Below are 19,905 nucleotides of genomic sequence, written 5' to 3' on the forward strand. Positions count from 1 at the left end.
TTATTTATCTTGCTACATAGTGAATGAGCTTTTCTAATTCTTCCATACGTCCATTCTTATCAACCCATGAAATGAAGTTATCTAGTTTATTGGGGATAGTTTTTGTTTCCATGGCTCCATCGACGACATTATCAGTTGAAAATCGTTTATTTTTAGATGTTCCATGGCAAATGATTTTTATTTCCATAAGTTTTCCGCCGCGGTTGCGAACGATAATAGCCTCATTTTTTTTCATTATTATTTCTTTCCTCTAGATAAGAATGCACGACATTATGGTACTTGCCAGGATAAGTAATTGTTTCCCAACCTTTATTTATATGAACTGTAGTTGCTTTTGAAAAATGAAATTTTTTTTGCGACATTTTTACCTCAAAAGGGTCTGTGGTATTTGCCGTGGCTTTTATTTGCGTTGTTTTTAATAAATGTTTATGTAGTTTATTTGTAAGGTTCGTGGCTTCTTGCAAGGCTTTATTGGGTAATTTAGTTTTATACGACTTATAAACTTGCAGGGCTTTTTCCCATTTTTTGTCTTCGATGTGTTTGCGTATTTCTTCATAAATATCTGATGGAAGACTTTGCGCTATTTTTTCCAACACACTTTTTTGATTTTGCGGCAATAAATTTTTGATTTGTTGTTCTGTTGCCGTTTGTTGCGCTTGTATTTCTTTATATCGATCGCGAATTTTTTGTATTTTATCATTTAGTTGTTGTAGGCTTTTGGCGATATCTTTTTTTTCTATATCCATTCGTTGCCATGTTTCGGCAATGTCCTTTAAAAATTTTGCATCTTTTTCATTTAACATTTCAATATTTTTAGCTATTTTTTGCATTTTTTTGGCCGAGATGCGCAAAATTTTCTTTTCGTTTGTTTGTAAACTTTTCTGTCCAGATGAGGCAAACGTGATTCCCAAACAAATGATTGCTATAGCGATCATGAAGCTTTGCTGCATGTATATTTTGTGTATTCTCCGTTTTTCTTGTGGTAGGTATTGCTGTAATTTCACGGTTGCTTGAGAAACAATTACTGGATAGAAGGTAGTTTTTTGTGATTCTTTTGTAAGATAGTAAGTGCTTAGAATTAGATCATTGCAATCATAACGACGATCAAAATCTTTTGCTAAATCTACGAACGAGAATTTATATTGCGTAAACAAAAATATACATATAAGCACAGCAAATGATATTTGTGGGGATAGAATATTTAGAAGGACAATCGCTATGAGTAATTTGTGTAAGATGAGCTTAATAATTGTATAGTATTGCAGTCCTTGAAGATACTGGAAAAATTTTTGAGTGTGATTGTTTCCAGTCATGAGAATTACTTTTCTTGTGAAATTTTTTGTGCGAAAAATACTTCAAAACAAGTATCTGGATTTTGCCAAGCGTCTTGTGGTAAACCTGCTTTTAAGGAAAGGTGCATCAACGTTTCTTCCATTCCCCAGCCCTGTTCTTCTGCAACTTGAGGTAAAAAAACAGCACTACGTTGACCTTGACGTAAGATAATGCCGTGTTCACCAACAATAAATTCATGGGGGGTTGGTATGGAAAATGTGGGAGATAAAATAGTTACTTCTATGGAGATAAGAGGTAGCTCTGATTTAGAAATAGGTGGAAAACGCGGGTCTTCTACAGCAGCATGTACAGCTTGTCTTGTAATTTCTTGGTACAAGGGGCAAGTTGGAAAAATACTTCCAATACATCCCCTTAGTTGCTGTTGTTTTTTGTATGTTACAAAACAAGCTTGATGTTCTAACAATCGTGGAGGAATTTCTTCGATAGGTACTTCTAGGATTTCATTATTTTCAATATAGAAAGTGAAAACTTTTTTTGCTAATTCTAAACACCACTGCAAATTTTCTTGAGTTAATTTTTGTACAGTCGGCATAGCAATATCCTAAAAGCACCAGATCAGGTCATATACAATTATCTTTTGTGATGACGATTTCTTTTGTGTCGATTGTAATTTTTCTTGTGGTTTTTGTGGTTTCGGTGTTTGCGCTTTGTCCCTTCACTGTCGTTTGAATGAGTGGACTTTTGCGGTACGTCTTCTTCATTTGTTTCTTCTTCGCTTTCAGAAGAAGGACCATCAACTGCTCTTTTACTCAGTTTTACGCGGTTTTGATCATCAATAGCCAAAACCTTTACCGAAATTTTGTCTCCTACTTTTACACTGTCATTGACGTTTTGTACAAAGGAATTTTCCAGTTCGGAGACATGAACAAGTCCTTCAAGTCCTGGCGCAATTTCTACAAATGCTCCAAAATCCTTAATTGAAGTGACTTTTCCTTCATAAATCTTACCAACTTTTAAATCTTCCGTCAATGTTTCGATCATTTCTTTTGCTTTGAGAGCTCCCTCTTTTTTAATGCAGTAAACGGTGATAACTCCATCGTTTTCTACATCAACTTTAGCACCTGTTGTTTCTTGAATGCTGCGAATGTTTTTGCCTCCAGGTCCTATGACAAGAGCTATCTTTTCTGGATCTATTTCCATACGTACAACACGTGGCGCATATTTGGATATTTCTTTACGTGGACGACTAAGAGCTTTCATCATCTCGCGTAATATATGAATGCGGCCTTCACGTGCTTGACTTAAAGCTTGTTCGAGTATTTGGCGGTCAATACCAGTGATTTTTATGTCCATTTGTAGCGCGGTAATACCTCTTTGGGTTCCTGCTACTTTAAAGTCCATATCACCTAGGTGGTCTTCCAGTCCGAGAATATCGGAAAGAATATAAAAGTTATCATCTTCTTTCACGAGACCCATGGCAATTCCACCAACAGGTTTTTTTATGGGGACTCCCGCATCCATCATGGATAGAGTTCCACCACAAACACTCGCCATTGAGCTAGATCCATTAGATTCTAGGATATCAGAAACGACACGAATGGTGTAAGGAAAACGTTCATTGTCCGGAATAACGGCTTCTAAAGCTCTTTCGGCTAAAGCGCCATGCCCGATTTCGCGACGTCCTGGTCCACGCATAAACCCCACTTCTCCCACGCAGAAAGGTGGAAAGTTGTAGTGAAGAATAAAACGCTTATGGTACTCAGGATGAAGACCATCAATGACTTGTTTGTCACTCGAAGTTCCTAAAGTTACATTGACAAGAGATTGAGTTTCACCTCTTGTAAAAAGCGCTGAACCGTGTGTTCGTGGGATTAAACCTACTTCGCTAGTTATATTACGTATGTCTTTTAAACCACGTCCATCCACTCTCTTACCTTGAGTAATGAGTCTACGTACGATGTCTTTGGTTAACTTTTGATACGCATTTTTTACAAGCTTTTCTTTTTCTTTGTTTTCGTCGCTTTCTTCTTCTCCAACTAAATCTAGTTTAATTTGAGATAACAACTCTTTTAAAGCTAAAGAACGCTCTTGCTTTGCGTGAATTTGGACACTTTTTTCCAAATTTGCCGCATATTTTTTTTGCAAAATATTGTAGTAATTGGTTTCTTCTTCGTTCACTTCTGGTTCTTGTTCTTCAGGAAAAGATACGTTACACTTCTGCATCAATTCTTTTTGCATTCCAATAATAACGCGAATTTGTTCGTGGGCCCATAAAATTGCTTGTGTCATGACACTTTCATCAACTTCATTTGCCCCCGCTTCGACCATATTGATTGCATCATATGTTCCCGAAACGACAAGATTGATATCACTTTCCTTTAACTGTTCGAGGGTAGGATTTAGAATAAATTGACCATCTATTCGTCCTACACGTACCGAACCAACTGGACCGTTAAATGGCAACCCAGCAACGGCAATGGCAGAGGTTGCTGCAATCATTGCGATGATGTCCGGATCATTTTCTTGGTCAGCCGAAAGAACAAGTGCAATTACTTGTATTTCAGAACACATAGTCTTATGAAATAAAGGACGTATCGAGCGATCCACTAACCTCATGGTAAGAATTTCTTTTGTGGTAGGTCTTCCTTCTCTTTTAAAAAAACCTCCAGGAATTTTTCCTACTGACGCACTCTTTTCCTTATACTCAACTAATAGTGGTAAAAAACCCGGATTGGAATCCAGCTCTTTTGTCGCAACAGTGGCGAGAACAATCGTTTCACCGTATTGAACTGTTACGGACCCAGCAGCTAGACGCGCCATCTTACCAGTCTCAATTTTTAACGTTTTTCCTGCAATTTCTTTTTCTACGATAAAACTCACTTGAGGTTCGCTTCCTAAAAATAATAAAATAATAAAAAGGAAAAGCAAAACTCCTACGGTAAATTAAGGTACGTAAGAGTTTTGCTTTTAAATATGTAAGGTATCTAAATTATTTACGTATACCTAATTCTTTAATAATTGCTTGATAGCGACTAACGTCTTTCTTTTTCAAATAACGTAAAAGAGAAGTTCTTTGACCTACAAGCATTAGTAAACCTCTGCGGGTTGCATAGTCTTTACGATGCTTTTTTAAGTGCTGAGTCAATTCTTCAATGCGTTTTGTGAAAATTGCTATTTGAACTTCTGGAGAACCGCTATCTTTTTCATGTTTGCGATATTTTTCGACAACATTATTTTTATTTTTTGGCGTCATAGCCATAGTTTCATACCTCTATAAAAATAATTAGCTAGGATATTGATCCCACTGTAATCCTTTTCTTCCGAAAGGATGTGTTAAACCATGTTTTTCAAGATAAGTATTGTAAGGTCCCCACAGACGATGAGGAACTTTACCGTATACCATCTTTGCAAATGCAATGATACTTTGTACTTCTAGTTTTTTCTCAGGTGTTAGATCCGCAGTATTCATAAGACTTGCTTGATGAATATTCGCTCTGAAATTATCCAGACGGCTAGCTGGTATACGCACTTTGTTTTTCTCGATTATTAAACCTGTAACTTCCAGTTTTTGCCCTCTTTTTCTTTCGGCATAATGGATTTTTTTAGGATTTATTTGATAACCGTTATTCAAAATTGCTTTTTGTATTTCGCTTTTCAACATATTGCTGATTGGTGCATTGGCTGATATCGTAATATCATCGGCATATCGAGTGTAACGATATTGGATGTATTGAGTACTATGAGTTTGCAACAAGCGATATATTGATTTATCTAGAGTGATACATGCTACATTGAGTAAATACCCAGAGCAGGGCCCACCTTGGGGTAACCCACCATTGTGAGTTGTAAGTTCGACAAGAATATCCACTACTTTATTTAAAACACCATGATCAATTTGTTCTCCCAGGTGTTTTAGTGGAATTTTGATGTATCTTACAAATAGATGTTTCACTCGTTCTTTTTTTACCGAAGGAAAAGCGTCTTTTAAGTCTATGTTGAGTATGCTTTGTGCCGTTTCTAAGTGATATGACGCATTGGTAACTATAGATCTACCATTGATAAAACCGTGGGCTGCGTTTGATACAGGTATGCGATACAATAATCTATCGAGAACTCTTCTTTGAATATCTTTCAGTATCTGAATTGGTGCAGATATTTCGCGGAAACTATATTCATTTCCTTTGGGAATTTTCCAGTCGTTGTAACCTTCTCCTTTTTGGAGACTGGCCAATGCTTCGTTGATTTGAGTTGCTGGAATATCTAACCAATTGGATAGATGGTTTATTGCTGCGCGTTTAAGACTGTCTTGATCCTCTGGTTTATAGATTTTTGGTCCTGGAACAGGAGGAACTATACTTTTTCGAGAAAGCCTTTGTTTTTCTACATCGAGAATGAGTATTGCTTCGCAACTGGGGCAAGATACTCTACTTCCAGGAAAAACATCTTCCGCCTGAAAAGCAGCACCGCATTCTGGACAACGAATTTCAACCGCCATAGAATCTACTTTCCTAAAGTATTAAAATGTGCCTTAGTGGTTTAATATTTTGTGGTTTGTACAAGGCTACTTTTAGTAATTTCCCTAACTTCCTAAAGAATTTTAAATTATAAATTATATAATATCCTCATGCAAGAGAATTATTTATCAGCATGATCAAGAGTTTGTTGTAAAGTAAGGTGACTGCATGATATGCGTGTTTTAGGTATAGGGAATGTATAAAACAAAAGCTTCCAAATAGAAAACTATTTGGAAGCTTCTTTATTATGACTGCGCAATAAAGTTCTAGGACAGCAAATTAGTAGTCTGCACCCCCTCTGAGAGAGTGTTGTGTCCAGTATCCTTCTGAAAACCCCTAAAATACAACATCATCATCTACCAGTTGCAGCAGTGGTGAAGGGAGCATACAATAGTAGTGCACCCACATACCACCGAACAAGCTCCTCGATCAAGAGACGCTCTAGTAGGGTATATATCTTAGAGAAACCTTTCCCTTCCCCATTGGATACCAATGGATACATGATCGAAACCACACAGGGATCGTCCGAAGACTAGGTAGCCAGTCAATAAATGTTCAATCATTATAGTGTAAAGGAATTACCTGCGCAAGTTTTTTATTACACGAAATTATTTTTCCTTAAGACGCGGAATTAAATCAACAAGGTTGCAATGTGTTAAACGTGGATCTAATTGTTGGCGAATTAGATTCCATCCGTCTTTGCACGCACCTTTCGAACCTGGTAGGCAAAAAATATAAACACCATTAATGATTCCTGCAAGTGCGCGTGATTGAATGGTTGACATGCCAATGTGTTCAAATGATTTTGCGCGAAAAATTTCTCCAAAGCCCATTATTTCTTTGTCAAGGAGAGGTAACACTGCCTCAGGAGTACAGTCACGACCTGTTAATCCTGTACCTCCGGTGGTAATGACAACTTGTACTTTTTCTTCCGCTGCCCATACAGAAATAGCAGCACGGATGTGGTATTTGCAGTCTGGCACGATGCGTTTTTCGACAAAGGTGTGTTCGTCACTTTCAATCATTTCCTTAAGCATTTGTCCTGCGGTATCGGTTTCCTCTGTTCGTGTATCTGAAATTTTGAGAATGGCAATTTTTAAAGGTTGGAAACTTTTTTGCATAGAAAATTCCTCTGGGTAAAGTAATAATATTGGTAGTAGTTTTAGTTAGTGATTCGCTGATGTGCGATGCCCTCTCCAGCGGCTAATTGCCGCTGACTCTCCCACAGGGAGGACAGCCGGCGACTAGCCGGCAGGTGGGCATCGCATACCAACGAATATTATAACTCTTATTCTTTTGGAGTGCGAAAATGTTACAAAAAATATTGATTGTTTTTATTGCCTCTTGTTGTTTGTTTGCGCAAGACGATGGTGCTATTCCCTTATCAGACGTAACGATCCGCAAGGTGGTGGTTTCGCCTGCGAATCCTGAAGCGTATCCTGGTGAAACGATTCACTTTAAATTTCAGGCTTTTACCGCCGAAGGTAAAGAGGTTCCTGCGGCCTTTACCTGGACATTTGCTGGTGGAAAACTACACCACGATGGACGCTTTATTGCCGGTGAGAGACCAGGAACTTATACGCTGGAGGCAAAATCTCCAAATGGCGTTGTTGGTAGTGCAAAAATTACTATCAAGGAAATATACAAAAAAGACAATACACCGCGCTATTTAAAAATTTTACCCGAACAAATCCATTTGCAGCCGGGACAAAAATGTCAATTTACTTTCGCTGCTTACAATCGCCACGGCGAGAAAGTTGCCGCCCCTTTACAAATTAGTTTTGGCGGAGGAAATCTTGACAAAAAAGGAAATTTTGTGGCAGGAAGTAAGCACGGTAAGTATAAGTTTATCGTTAGTACACCGAGTGGTCTTAAGGCAGAGGCGAAAGTATTTATTGGTGATGTGGCAACTAGCGAACGTGAACCTGTATACATAAAGGTTACACCGGCACGCGTCTCTTTGTATCCTGGGGAGAGAACTAAATTTCAATTTAAGGCGTATGATAAATTTGGTGAACAAGTCGATTGTAATTTATCTGTGGCGTTAGGTGGTGGTAAAATGAGCTCTGGTGGGGAATATATCGCAGGAGAAGTACCAGGGCGCTACGAATTTAAAGTTACCGCGGAAAACAAAATACAAGGTATGGCAAGAATTCATGTCATGAAGAAAAATGCCTCTTCGGGAAGCCAAACAAATAGTGGTACAAACAATACGAATAATACACAAAATACGCCACAAGATAACACCATCGATGCGTTGACAATTTCTCCTACATACGCAGCGCTAAACCCAGGAGAAAAACAACAGTTCGCCATTCGCGCGTATAACAAGTATGGAAAAGAGGTTACTCCACGTGCAAGTATCCAATTTTCAGGAGGTAAATTTACTCCTAATGGGACTTACACCGCTGGAGACCGTCCAGGAACATATAAAATCGTTCTTGAGACACCTGAAGGAATCAAAGCCGAAGCGAAAATTAAAATCCTGGGTGAAGACGTTGTGAGTACACAACCGAAAAGACCAGGTCCACTGGCAAAAATTGTGTTAACACCACAACGAAAACGTATCTATCCTATGGATCAAATCCAGTTTTCTTTTCAAGCATTAGACAAAAATGGCAATAGAACACCTACATCTTTGAGTTGGTCATTTCAAGGTGGACGTCTAACGGCCCAGGGACTTTACACCGCAGGATATGGACACGGCCAACATTATGTTACTTTGACAGGAGACAAGGGCATTGAGGCCACATCTATCGTGGCGATTGTTCCGCGTAATGATGAATACGTTCCTCGTGTGTGGATTGAGCTATCACCACGTCAAGTAAAACTGTCCCCAGGGCAAAGTTTTCGCGCGAAGTGCCGTGTAACCAACGATCAAGGTGTTGAGGTTGGTCTGAATCGCATTACCTGGGAGTTTTTGGGTGGCTCATGGGATCAAAAGACGATGACATTCACTGCTGGCAATGAAACCGGAGATTACTATTTACGAGCACGCTATGCAGATAACGAATATGTTGTTGCGCGTATACATGTTGATATCCGCTAGGCACAATTGTTGTAAGCCCGTTAAATAAAGGCCTTCGGTATGTCGAAGGCTGTAATCCTTGCCTTGAAAGGCTTTGAGGTTTTGGGTGTAAAGTATTTTTGCGGCCCATATACTTTACATCCATGGTTACACAATTGTGTTGCCAAAACATCTCACTTTTTAAGGAGGTATTTATGAGTTACACCTTCGCAATACATGGTGAGAAACCATGTATAAACACACTAGTTGAGAATGTAAGAAAAACACACAAAGTTTGTGTGAAAGATTCTTTGATAAATGGGTTGCGTTGTTATTTTAGAGAAAAGTCAACGAGAGGAGTGGATGTTGTATGGAATGCCAAAGACAACTCACTACAAATCGTAACTTTTATTTGTTCGACAAATGAAGACTATCAATTAGCATTTATACTTGCACAACAAGCGGCAAATACAATGAATGCAAACATTTGTGCTGAGGGAATAAGTTACGAAGTTGATGCGTTTTTAAAAATACACAATGAGCGTTGGATTGAGGAACTGGAAAATCAGTACATTCACGACTTACTAAGCCAGATACAAAATCACGAAACAACAGTAAAAATTCCGTGTCTTTTTCGCGATTTTTACTTAGGACCAAACACTGCGCAAAAGATAGAGTGCAACGCAAACGCACGACAAAAGTTGCTAAAGATGATTAAAGATGTCATTTACTTCAAAGACCAAAATGTTTTTGTGGCAAATACCATCATCATGAAGCACTACAACAAGTCTTTTTGTGTGTGGGGGCCAGGAATAAATTACTTATTCCCCGACTGTGATCTTTTTGGTATTATCAGCGAAAATGGGGCTCCGAATACCATTCCACGAAAAATGATATTTGAGCTAATACCCGAAAAAATTAAGTTTCTCGACGAACACCACATCCTTGTGGAGTCATTAAACGAGAAGGAATATAATTCTATTTGTGACACGATTACTGAAAAATTGCAAGCGGGTTAGGCTTAATTCAAATTTTAAGTCCGTTAAGTATGCAGGAAATGCATATTTGGCGGACTTTTTTATTTGTGATTTTGTTTCAAATTTAAGGTGTCTAATCTAAAAAAATACAACGTTATGCAGATGAAATTTTTGGTGATTTTTACAAAAGCAGAGTTATGCATCGTTATTCATGACAAATACACGTTTATTTTTTTTTTTGCCGCTTTTGAGGAAAAATATATAATTTACCTTAGGTGTAATAATTTTTTCTCATATTGTGAGTGATGGCCATGGATCCCCAGTTCAACTTTTTTGATAGTGATAATTTTGACGAGCAGGTAGATAGCTCTCAAAGTCAAAAAGCACGTAAAGGTAAAATGAATGATAGTTTTGCGATATACAGCATACCTGAAAAGAAGATCCCTGCTCGTTTTTTTGAAGATGAACAACAACAGCAAAACTACCAAATTATACAAGAGGGGCAACCTTTTGGTCGTTATATGATACAAGGAGAGTTAGGTCGTGGTGGAATGGGTGTTGTTTATAAAGCCACTGATACGCAACTTAAAAGAACTGTTGCACTTAAAGTTATCTTAAAGGGTAACCAAAACGATATAAAAAGATTCATACGTGAATCCTCCGCTATGGCGCAATTAGAGCACAATAATATTGTTAAGCTACATGAGTTTGGAGTAACTCCACAACCTTTTTTTACCATGGAATATATCGAAGGCTTTACTCTTGCGGATCTTATCAAAGAAAAAAAAATAAAACCTTTGTTTCTCTTAGATTTGATGATTAAAGTATGCGATGCCCTTGCACACGCACACAAACATAAGATTCTTCATCGCGATATAAAACCATCAAATATTATGATTACCAACCAAGGTGAACCAAAAGTCATGGATTTTGGCCTCGCTAAAATTTCAGGTGCAAGTGAAAAAAATCTATCTAAAACGGGTGATGTTCTGGGGACTATACTTTACATGGCTCCCGAACAAATTAATGGCAAAGCTACCGAAAGAAGTGATATATACTCTATTGGTGCAACTATGTATGAATCGTTAACATATCGTAATGTTTTTCAGGGAGACTCTTACCACAACATATTCTTTCAAATATTACAAAATGATCCAATTCCACTGCGCCAACTCAACCCAAATATATCTCCCTATATCGAAGCGGTTTGTTTGAAATGCATAGCCAAAAAGCAAGAAAAAAGATATCAAAGTTTCAAACAACTAACTCGGGAACTAAAAAACCTAAAGTCACATAAGCCAATTATTGCTAAAACGTATAGTACTATCGATGTATTTAAAAGCTTTATAGGAAAACACAAAATTATTTTCAGTCTTGTCACTTTTTTTGTTGTTGCTTTGTCAATTGTATCTTTTTCTTTGTTCATTGCATGGGAGCAAGCAAATAAGAATCGTAATTTGGCTACACAAGCAACTCTTGAAATGGAAAAAGAGAAAAACAAAACGAGTAATGCGCTAAAAAAAGTAATGAAAGCTGTTAATTACTCTGTTAGAAAATATCAGGTATTACAAAAAGATGAGGTATTTGCTAGTTTCTTTTCTGAAATTATTGAAGATTTAGAAAAATATGAAAAAAATCAAGATTGGAGTTTTATAAAAGGATTCATCGCTGGACAAAGTGGAGATTCTCAAAGTAGTATAAAATATTACTCTTTGCAAATAAAAAACAATCCCAATAATGATTTAGCTTACAATAATCGTGGATCACTCTATAAAAATCTAAAACAGTATGAAAAAGCTCTTGCGGATTACAACAAAGCCATCGCTATAGATCCAGATAATTTTGTAGCTTACAAAAATCGAGGAATACTCTATCAAGATCTAAAACAGTATGAAAAAGCTCTTGCAGATTACAATAAAGCCATTGACATAGATCCCAATAATTTCGAGGCTTACAATAATCGTGGACTTCTTTACAAACATCTGAAACAGTATGAAAAAGCTCTTGCGGATTATAATAAAACGATTGTTATAGATCCTAATAACAGTTTCGCTTATAACAATCGAGGAGCACTCTACAAAGATCTAAAACAGTATGAAAAAGCTCTTGCTGACCACAATAAAGCCATTGCCCTCGAGCCCAATAATTTCAAAGCTTACAACAATCGCGGGGCACTCTATAAAGACCTCAAGCAGTATGAAAAAGCTCTTGCGGATTACAATAAAACCATCGCCATCGATCCCAATAATTCCAAAGCGTATAACAATCGCGGAGCACTCTATAAATATCTAAAGCAGCATGAAAAAGCTCTTGCGGATTACAATAAAACCATCGCTATAGATCCCAATAACGGTTTCGCTTACAATAATCGCGGAGCGCTCTATCTATATTTGAAAAAATACCAAAAAGCTATAGTGGACTTTAATAAAACAATTTCAATTTCTTCAAATATGTGGCAACCACACCACGGTCTATACTTATGCTATAAAGCTCTAAATCAAAACAAAAAAGCTGCATACCATAAACAGCAGGCTGAAAAACTAAAAAAATAATCGAAAAAAACACGAGGCTCACGGTGCGCACATAAGTGCGGTGTTAAGGAGTGTTACTTCGTTTCCTATTTCGCTGTTTGGTTTTTATTGAATTTATGATTATAATGATAGTTATAAAGTTTATCGCGAGAGTTATGTGATCGTTTAAGGAGAATAGCGTGGAAAAAGGAAAAAAAGCGAAATGGCTACAGCGAATATTTATATGGAGTATTATCCTAACAACGGCGGGTAGTATTTTTTTATACGGCGCAGTCATGGAAGGAAAAGCTTCTTTTGCTAGAAGATATCAGGGAGATGATTTTCAAATACGCGATTTTTCTTTTCACTACGGCCTTACTTTATACGCTGTTGGAAAAAGGTCGGGGAAATATACTCCTTATGTATGGAATTTTTTTCAAAAAATCGAGCTTTTGCACGATCGCCATATGCCGTACATTTTAAATTTTCCTGAAACTAATAAATTGAAATTCGGACGAATGGTCACACACATCCCTTCAGAGTTGGCAAAATTGCAAAAGTTACAAGACTTACATATATATTTAGATAAAGACAATCTGGCAGCAATTTATGGCATTTCTAGTTTGAAATCATTGTCATTTCGCTCGATGAAAAAACTGCATTTGTCAAACCAAATTTCGCAATTAAATAACCTACAGATACTCAAAATCGATCGTTGTTCTTTAAATGGAATTCCCTTATCCATTAGAGATCTAAACAATCTCTATTCTCTTGAAATGAGGTCTTGTCGTTTGGCAAAGATGCCAGGACATCTTTTGCAAGTTCCGCAGTTAAAAAGTTTGACATGTCTTAAGTGCAATGTCACGAAAATTGCCGATACCATTCGCAAATCGCATCCTTTAAAGCATCTCGACCTGGGAAAAAACGCACTTACGGAAATTCCTGCTTCGATAGGAAATTTGATACATTTGGAAAGATTACTGCTACCAGATAACAATATTGTTGATGTCGCTGATGAAATTTCGCAACTTGTTCAATTGTGGAAATTGAATTTAAATGCCAATAGTTTGCAGGAGTTTCCCACCGCAATTACTAAGTTGGTGAACTTGATGCATTTGCACATGAGAGGCAATGAGATCGTGAAAATACCACAGGAAATATCACTCTTGCCAGAGTTGCATAATCTCGATTTATCCGACAACAAAATTGTAGAAATTCCCCCTGGTATAAAGCAACTCAAAAATTTACATAATTTGTATTTAGCAAATAACAAAATAACTACACTACCGAAAGAAATTGGGGCGCTTTTGAGTTTACGAGAGCTTGATCTTGGAAACAATCTACTTACAGAACTTCCTATGGAAATAGGTAAATTAGTTCATTTACGCAAGTTAAGCATCGACGGAAATAAAATTCGCGAAATTCCTTCCACCATTTCACAACTAAAAAACTTGAAAGAATTACGGTACACACCTATAGATGACAAACAACGCAAAAAAATAGAGAAGCTATTACCTAACGTGTATCTTGTCGATTGGTACTAAGTTGCCAAACATTCTTGATGACACGCATGTCGTTTTTTTGTAATATATTTATATACATCTAAATTGATGTAGATGAAAAAACAATTTGTAGCACCTACCATTACAAAAAACAAAGGGGGGAGTATGCGTATATTTGTTCTTTTGGTTTTGTGTATGTGTAGTTTGTGTTTTGCCGACAACCTTTTTATCGACTCTAGTCGAGATGCACAAGCACTCACTGTCGAACAGCAACAACTTGTCAACACTATTTGGCAAAGACAAACAACATTGAACGCAAGAACCACTGAAGTAGATTTTAAAGTATTGGAAGGTCAGATCGAAATTGATTTGAACCTTTTTCCTGGAAAACAAATAAAAGTACTGCGCACAGAAATGGAACGTAGTCGTTCTGGGTATGTGTGGAATGGTATTGTTACCGAAGGATATGGTACAGCAACAATTGTTGTCGAAGGAGATATGGCGACAGGTACTATTTCCCAAGATGACGAAGTATATCGTATTTCACCTCTTGGTAACGGAATGCATGCTATTTCGCAAATTGATTCACGTATGTTTCCGATGGAACATCCGCCACTAGAAGAAAATGTATTTGTGGAAGAGGTTGAAGAGCAACGTGAAGAGACACAACAATCGGATTCTAGAGCAAAGACCATTGATATATTAGTTGCCTACACTCCTTCTGCGGCGTCTACTTCTGGTAATATCAGCAGTTTGATTAAGCTCGCAGTAACCGAGAGCAATCAATCATATCGCAATAGTGGTATTGATATCAAGTTGCGTCTTGTACATACTTACCGCACAAATTATCGCGAAAGTGGTGATTTTAATACCGATTTAAGTCGTTTTCGCAATAAAAACGATGGACATATGGACGAGGTTCACTCTAGACGTGATCAGCATCGCGCGGATATTTGCGTTCTTATCGTGAACAATAAACAATATTGTGGTTTAGCGTATGTTTATGCTAGTGCACAATCTGCTTTCGCTGCTGTACACTACGATTGCGCCACTGGGTACTATTCTTTCGCTCATGAAATAGGACATCTTCAGGGAGCAAGACACAATCCGGAAAATGATTCTAGTAGTCAGCCTTTTGCATATGGGCACGGTTACCAAGATCCTGGTCGTAAGTGGCGTACCATTATGGCTTACAATTGCCCGGGTGGTTGTAAACGCATCAATCATTGGTCAAATCCTGCCAAGAAAAATAGTGGAAAAGTGATGGGAACATCTTCACGCCATAACAATGCACGTGTTTTGAATACCAGTGCAAATCGTATGTCTAGTTTCCGCTAAGAAGTAAAAAACTCCTCCTCCGAGGAGTTTTTTATAACGCATAATAAACTATTTCGTTTACAAAGTGCGTTGTAGTAGGGGCGGACCTTGTGTCCGCCCGTCCCTCAATTTCGCGTTGAACAAACACAAAAACGAATAAAATAGTCTGCGTGTTTATTCATCCCACCAATTTTTGTCAAATTTCTTTCGCGTTGTGTTCGTCGCACAATGTACGTTACCTGCCCATACATGATAGCGCCAATCATCTAAAAAGTGAATTTGCAGGGGAACTTCTCGTAGCGTATCTTTGACATATTCTTGTATTAAATCTTTTCCATCAACGATTGGTCCGTTTGGATTTGCCATGAGTAAATTGCCGTTGACTACAACGCTATTTACCATATTGGGAATGAGTGACTCTCCATTTTGTACCAGAGCAGGGATATAAACAATGTCTTGTTCGCTAACGACAAATTCTTTTTTTACAGTGTCGTACAAACGATCAATGCGTTTTTGTAGATTTAGGTTACTATTCATTAGACGCGTGTTTTGTAAAAGAGAATTGATTGTCCAACCTTTGTTATTGCGCGCGAGTATTTTGACATTTCCTTTGCCTTGTTGCTGCCATTTCTTCAATAGATCAATCGCCAGCTTTGTACTAGGTACGAGAGCTTTAAAAGGCCTCTGTTGATTTTTGGTGGGAATAAATGAGAGGATTTCATCGACATGTTTGATGAGCAGCCATCCGGTATCTAGTTTTACTAGAGGACGTTGTACATTTTGTCTGTCAAGCATATCTGTTATTTCAGGATTTAGCGAATATACACCATTTGCGCCGTAGTATATTCTACCGAAAGGGTAGCCTGGGAGTGGTGGGGAAACCTCTAAATTTCCATACCAATCCAGCCAGCCATTTGAGCCTCCGCCACGGGCAAATTCGTGACGATAGCGACTGTAACGAAACCAACCAAAGTCTTTTTGTAACATGTGATCACGAGACCAATTGTCTAAAGGGCGATTACGGTTTGCCGGTAGAACAACGTGAAACCAGTGATTGATTCCTTGTGTATAGCCAATTTCCATGGTGTCCTGCATCCAAATTTGGTAATACGGATACAAATTGGCAGGAACAATTTTGATCTCAGTGTTGGACTTGGTCGCTATTTTGCGCAACTGCGCGATCATTGTATCGTTTTTTCCTGGATATTCGCGAATGTATAGTGTTTGGACTTCTTGGGTATTTGGTAATAAAATAAACGGTGCTACTTTTAGAGCGACAACATCGCGGATTTCTGTTCCGTCTATTTCAGCAGTGACCGTCACAACTCCGTTCCATGTTGCGTCGGCATAAGATTTACTTTCTATGCGAAATTCGCAATCGGTGGATGGTGTGCTGTATGGGAAATCTGATATGTAGGTATATTTATCATTGTTTTTTATGAACAAGTTTACTTTTGATTGCGAATTCGCGTCTATGTATAGTTTGACTTTTTGGTCACTCTTTAATCGAATGATACTTAGATCACGTAAATCGTTTTGGCCATTTATTTTTTTGTCAACACAGTCTTGTATACCTGTATTTTCGTCGCTGTCGTTGTTATAGAAAAAAATCGCACCACTTTTTTTTGACCAAACATCTTCGTCAATGTTGTCAGTGGTATCGTCGAGGTTCCCGTCGCGATTTGTGTCTACAGTCAATTCTACATATGACTGAGCGAACAGCGGACATAGTACTAGAAGTAAGTACAATATGTTTTTCATGTTTTCTCCCCTATGATATTTCTGTTTCCGATATCATAGCATAAACGAGAAACGCAAAAAACATAATTAAGTCCTTACGCGGGAATATCAGCGATGATTTGTGAAATACTTTTTTCTGTCCAATCGAATTTTTTATGCTTTTTGCGTCTGGCAAAAACGACACGCTGTATTGCTGTGCATCTATGTCGCAGTGGTTTAAATAAATGAGAATAACCTTCGTGAACCGACCATTGTTGGATCTTATCCAAGTTGGCAGGTTGTACATAAACCAGTCTGTATATGTCTTCTAAATCTATTTGTATGTGTCCTTGATGGCAGTACAGTAAAGTAGAGAGTATTGCCTGTGTTGGAGTGGCCAATATAATTCTGTTCTCGCGTTGCAATTCTCTTACAACTTCATCGATAGGGTTTCCTCCTAGTGTTCGCGTTGGCTTGGGATGACAAATGTCGGTGTCTTCATAAGTGTAGTAACGAGAGGAACGACGTTTCATTTTGAGTTCTTCAAAAATCTTTGCTAGTTTTTTGCGCTCTTTGGGGGCGATGATGTCGTAGTCATAATTTTCGTAAAAATCATCACAGTATATAGATATTATCGGTAATCCTTCCACAGCATACGCATTGATCAATCCATCACGCAGTACTTGCGATAGTATATATTTTTTTGTATGAGACATTATTTTTCCTATCAATTTATTGTGCCTTATATTCTTCATTTTCGTATTTATTGTTTTTTATAGTATACATATTGCTGCGGTAGTTTGCAAAATAAACGGTCACTTTATAAAAATATATTGACAATTTTATTTAAACTGTTATTTTTTTAGTAACAATTAAGAAGGAGTAAAAATTGGCTTTTGATAAAACATTTGCAACGGGAATCCATATTGTTGTTGTTCTCTCTTATTTTGACAAGTTAGCCACCTCAGAGTTACTTGCAAAAAGCGTGTGCACTAACCCAGGTTTAATTCGACGTATCGCAGCAAAACTGCACAAAGCTGAGATTATAAAATGCTATGCTGGCAAAAATGGAGGAATGAAGTTATCTAAGGCCCCTGAAGATATTACCTTACTTGAGATTTACGAAGCTCTATCACTTTCGCCAGCATTAAAAACTTCCAATCGCGAAGTGTTTTCGCAGTGCTACATTAGTTGTAACATATCTAATGTTTTAAGTGGAGTGTTTGAAGAAGGAGAACGGGCCCTAAAAAGTACTTTGGCAGACAAAACAATTGCTGATATTAAAAATAAAATCGAGGCGATGCGGTAACTTTTTTAAGGAAAAGCAAAATGAATTCGAATATAGAGAATGCCTGGAAAACAATTGTTACAAATGCAACAGTCGAAGATGCTGAATTTACATATAAAACAAATAGTGTGGCAGAGAAAACATCGTTAATGGATTTACCAACCTTAACTATTAGAAGTAAAGGTGAAGACGACAAAGTAAAACTACCTGAAATTGTTGATCATGCCGCTGCTACGGAGGAATATTATCCCAATACCAATGAGGAAACGAGTAATCAAGAAGATACGATGCCTACAGTTGCCGACAAAAAGCGCGTTATTATCGATGATGATTTATATGCGGCAGCGGTAAGTAGTAGTTTTCATCAGGACACTTCATCAGTGCATTCCAATTCATTTTCCACATTGGAAATTCACAAAGAAATTGCTCGTGGAGGAATGGGAGTTGTTTTAAAAGGACAACAGAATAGTTTACAACGCGATATTGCTATCAAAAAATTACTAAATGCCGAAGACGAACAAGCCGTGGATGAGAAGAAAAAATTTGTTATGGAAGCGCGTGTGACAGCGTTTCTTGACCACCCCAATATTATTCCTATTCATGAACTTGGCGTTGACCACGATGGTAATCCTTTAATTACGATGAAATTGGTACGTGGTAAGTCTTGGAAACAAATTCTCGGCGAGAACACATCTGAAGAATATTCTCCTGATTACATGAAGGAACAAATCAATATTTTGATTAATGTATGTAATGCCTTGTCTTATGCGCACAGTAAGAATATTATCCACAACGACCTTAAACCTGCAAACATCATGGTTGGAGAGTTTGGTGAAGTTTTTGTTATGGACTGGGGAATTGCGGTGACAACAGACGAGAATAATGCCATTACAATTCATCGTTCTACCATTCAAAGTCCTATGGGAACACCGCATTACATGGCTCCTGAGCTGGCGATGGGGCAGGGGGATGTTATTGGATCGTGGACCGACACCTATCTTTTGGGGGCGATTTTGTATCGCATTTTAATGGGAAGACCACCGCACGTTGCCGACAATTTGTGGGGATGCATTAGTTTATCTGCGGAGGGTAACATTCCACCATTTCGCGATGATATACCGGAAGAACTCGTAGAAATTTGTACAAAGTCTTTACAACGAAATCCCGATGACCGCTACCACACTATGGACCAGTTTAAAAAAGCGCTTCAAGATTTTAAAGTCCACTGGGAGAGTATTCAGATTACGGAAGATTCTCAGGAGTATTTAGTTATGGGAAGGCAAATCTACAAGGATCTTCAAGTGAAAAGCAAAGAAGAGGTACTCAAGGAGCATCCCAATCCGTATTGTCCACTTTCTCGTGCATTGTTTGGCTTTGGCGAAGCGCTGCGTATTTGGCCCGAAAATCCTAAAGCTCTTGCGGGCAATAGGGAAGGTGCGGTCTTGTATTTTAAATTGGGTTTAATTGACAAAAACTATGATCTTTGTCGTATGGTTTTAGCAAAAACCAAAGAGTTTGGCTATGACGCTAGTGAATTAGAAGAGGAACTACAGCAACACTTAGAAACAGCAGATCTTGGAAAAGATAGTCCGCGTGAGCATTTTAATAATGAATTTGCATATCGCGAGACAACACCTGGTTTTGATCCTGAAATGGCGTTTGGAGAAACGATGGTTGCGACGAAGAAAAAAGAATCATCCACAGTGGACTACAGTAAGTGGGTTGTTGTCGGCATCGCAGTGCTTGTCGGAATTTTCATTGGGAAACTATTTTAGAGG

At 37.9% G+C, this 19,905-nt stretch carries 16 protein-coding genes and 1 pseudogene; 8 read left to right on the forward strand and 9 right to left on the reverse strand.

The window, feature by feature from the left end:
- Nucleotides 1-4 precede the first annotated feature (4 nt).
- The 6 genes and pseudogenes from UABAM_RS15775 to UABAM_RS15800 form a co-directional block, all read right to left on the reverse strand.
- Entirely contained in the window at nt 5-235 is a 231-nt protein-coding gene (locus UABAM_RS15775) for a hypothetical protein (RefSeq protein WP_151968971.1), read from the reverse strand.
- Nucleotides 222-1,313 (reverse strand): hypothetical protein, encoded by a 1,092-nt coding sequence (locus UABAM_RS15780; protein WP_151968972.1) that lies wholly within the window; start codon nt 1,311-1,313, stop codon nt 222-224. Before UABAM_RS15780 ends, UABAM_RS15775 begins: the two co-directional genes overlap by 14 nt.
- Before the next feature lie 5 nt (nt 1,314-1,318).
- Complete coding sequence (gene amrA / locus UABAM_RS15785) at nt 1,319-1,885, reverse strand: AmmeMemoRadiSam system protein A (protein WP_151968973.1); 567 nt, start codon at nt 1,883-1,885, stop codon at nt 1,319-1,321.
- Nucleotides 1,886-2,079: 194 nt separating this feature from the next.
- Nucleotides 2,080-4,173: pseudogene (pnp, locus tag UABAM_RS15790) on the reverse strand (polyribonucleotide nucleotidyltransferase); the annotation flags it as partial.
- A gap of 109 nt (nt 4,174-4,282) precedes the next feature.
- Nucleotides 4,283-4,552: a 30S ribosomal protein S15 gene (rpsO, locus tag UABAM_RS15795; RefSeq protein WP_151968974.1), complete on the reverse strand. Its 270-nt coding sequence runs from the start codon at nt 4,550-4,552 to the stop codon at nt 4,283-4,285.
- A gap of 24 nt (nt 4,553-4,576) precedes the next feature.
- A complete protein-coding gene (locus UABAM_RS15800) occupies nt 4,577-5,788 on the reverse strand; it encodes a reverse transcriptase domain-containing protein (protein ID WP_151968975.1) in 1,212 nt (403 codons plus the stop codon).
- 330 nt (nt 5,789-6,118) lie between these two features.
- Between UABAM_RS15800 and UABAM_RS15805 the strand changes: the two genes are divergently transcribed.
- Nucleotides 6,119-6,343, forward strand: a complete 225-nt coding sequence (locus UABAM_RS15805) for a hypothetical protein (RefSeq protein WP_151968976.1) — start codon at nt 6,119-6,121, stop codon at nt 6,341-6,343.
- Nucleotides 6,344-6,415: 72 nt separating this feature from the next.
- On the opposite strand, the gene moaB is transcribed toward UABAM_RS15805, so the two are convergent.
- Nucleotides 6,416-6,928, reverse strand: coding sequence for a molybdenum cofactor biosynthesis protein B (gene moaB / locus UABAM_RS15810; protein ID WP_151968977.1), 513 nt, complete (start codon nt 6,926-6,928; stop codon nt 6,416-6,418).
- Nucleotides 6,929-7,116: 188 nt separating this feature from the next.
- Between moaB and UABAM_RS15815 the strand changes: the two genes are divergently transcribed.
- From UABAM_RS15815 to UABAM_RS15835, 5 genes are all read left to right on the forward strand, one after another.
- Nucleotides 7,117-8,856 (forward strand): PKD domain-containing protein, encoded by a 1,740-nt coding sequence (locus tag UABAM_RS15815; protein ID WP_151968978.1) that lies wholly within the window; start codon nt 7,117-7,119, stop codon nt 8,854-8,856.
- Nucleotides 8,857-9,029: 173 nt separating this feature from the next.
- Nucleotides 9,030-9,833, forward strand: coding sequence for a DUF4299 family protein (locus UABAM_RS15820; RefSeq protein WP_173013347.1), 804 nt, complete (start codon nt 9,030-9,032; stop codon nt 9,831-9,833).
- A gap of 269 nt (nt 9,834-10,102) precedes the next feature.
- The gene (locus UABAM_RS15825; RefSeq protein WP_173013348.1) at nt 10,103-12,343 is read left to right on the forward strand and encodes a tetratricopeptide repeat protein; all 2,241 of its coding nucleotides are present in this window, start codon (nt 10,103-10,105) and stop codon (nt 12,341-12,343) included.
- Nucleotides 12,344-12,501: 158 nt separating this feature from the next.
- Entirely contained in the window at nt 12,502-13,845 is a 1,344-nt protein-coding gene (locus UABAM_RS15830) for a leucine-rich repeat domain-containing protein (protein WP_151968981.1), read from the forward strand.
- Nucleotides 13,846-13,968: 123 nt separating this feature from the next.
- Entirely contained in the window at nt 13,969-15,141 is a 1,173-nt protein-coding gene (locus UABAM_RS15835; protein ID WP_173013349.1) for a M12 family metallo-peptidase, read from the forward strand.
- 153 nt (nt 15,142-15,294) lie between these two features.
- Here UABAM_RS15835 and UABAM_RS15840 read toward each other — a convergent pair whose 3' ends face one another.
- Complete coding sequence (locus tag UABAM_RS15840; protein WP_151968983.1) at nt 15,295-16,881, reverse strand: protein-arginine deiminase family protein; 1,587 nt, start codon at nt 16,879-16,881, stop codon at nt 15,295-15,297.
- A 74-nt stretch (nt 16,882-16,955) separates the two neighbouring features.
- Nucleotides 16,956-17,555: a hypothetical protein gene (locus tag UABAM_RS15845; RefSeq protein WP_151968984.1), complete on the reverse strand. Its 600-nt coding sequence runs from the start codon at nt 17,553-17,555 to the stop codon at nt 16,956-16,958.
- A gap of 173 nt (nt 17,556-17,728) precedes the next feature.
- Here UABAM_RS15845 and UABAM_RS15850 point away from each other — a divergent pair, with 173 nt between their 5' ends.
- Both UABAM_RS15850 and UABAM_RS15855 read left to right on the forward strand, forming a co-directional pair.
- Entirely contained in the window at nt 17,729-18,148 is a 420-nt protein-coding gene (locus UABAM_RS15850; RefSeq protein ID WP_151968985.1) for an RrF2 family transcriptional regulator, read from the forward strand.
- Between the two features lie 20 nt (nt 18,149-18,168).
- A complete protein-coding gene (locus UABAM_RS15855; RefSeq protein WP_151968986.1) occupies nt 18,169-19,902 on the forward strand; it encodes a serine/threonine-protein kinase in 1,734 nt (577 codons plus the stop codon).
- Nucleotides 19,903-19,905: the final 3 nt, after the last annotated feature.

The organism is Candidatus Uabimicrobium amorphum (genome assembly GCF_009002475.1).
GTDB classification, from domain to species: Bacteria; Planctomycetota; Uabimicrobiia; order Uabimicrobiales; family Uabimicrobiaceae; genus Uabimicrobium; species Uabimicrobium amorphum.